Source organism: Aeromicrobium sp. PFPM2_SD2, from assembly GCF_057364525.1.
The window spans coordinates 1-1,010 of the sequence record NZ_JBNFNZ010000640.1; the positions used below are offsets into that span (position 1 = coordinate 1).

The 1,010-nt window shown below is 72.5% G+C and carries 1 protein-coding gene; it reads right to left on the bottom strand.

Annotated elements, in window-relative coordinates; genetic code table 11:
* Positions 1-846 (bottom strand): HAD family hydrolase (locus AC2W7G_RS17105; protein WP_485869498.1); only part of this gene is annotated, 846 nt, incomplete at its 3' end.
* Positions 847-1,010: the final 164 nt, after the last annotated feature.

Consider the following 1,010-nt stretch of genomic DNA (forward strand, 5'->3'; position numbering starts at 1 on the left):
CGCGCGCCTCGAGCGGCGGGCCTCCGTGCTGCGGGCCACCGCGGCCGCGGTGGGTTCCCGGTACGAGCACCTGCACGCCACCCAGCCGTCGGGCTGGGACCGCACGCAGCAGCTCGAGGCGGTCATGCAGAGCGCCCGCGAGATGGACACGGGGGCGATGACGCCGGCCGACGTGGAGGACGTCTTCGACACCGGCGGCGAGGGCAACCGGGTCGTCGCCCTCGCCCTGGTCGAGCGGGACCCCCGGCTGGCCTCGCTCGGGATCCTCAAGCAGTCGGCCAGGTCGTAGCCGCGCTCCGCGGCGAGCCGTCGCATGGCCACCGCCTTGTTCTCGGCGTAGGCGTAGAACCCGATCTCGCCGGTGTAGCGGCCCTCGTCCTCGACCAGCGTCGTGGCGATGACGTGGTCGGCGCCGAGCATCGCGCCGATCGGCTCCACGACCTCCGAGCCGGACGCCGAGACGATGACGACGTCGCGGCCCGCGGCCCGGTGCTGCTCGAGCAGCTCGACGGCCTCCTCGTAGACGAGCGGGTCGATGATCTCGTGCAGGGTCTCGGCCACGGCCTGGCGGACGACGTCGACGTCCCAGCCGGTCACGAGCTGGGTGAGGTAGCCGCGCATCTTCTCGAGCTGGTCGTGGTCGGCGCCGCTGACCGCGAACACGAACTGCGCGTACGCGCTGCGCAGGACGGCACGCCGGTTGAGCAGGCCGCCGTCGAAGAACGGACGGCTGAACGCGAGGGTGCTCGACTTGGCGATGATCGTCTTGTCGAGGTCGAAGAAGGCGGCGGACCGCGGGTGTTCGTCCGTGACGGTGCTCGTGGTTCGCTCGCTGCGCTCGCTCACGGCCGGACCCCCGGGAGAAGAGGCGCACGGTACGGGTGCCCGGCCGTGACGGTGCTCGTGGTTCGCTCGCTGCGCTCGCTCACGGCCGGACCCCCGGGAGAAGAGGCGCACGGTACGGGTGCCCGGCCGTGACGGTGCTCGTGGTTCGCTCGCTGCGCTCGCTC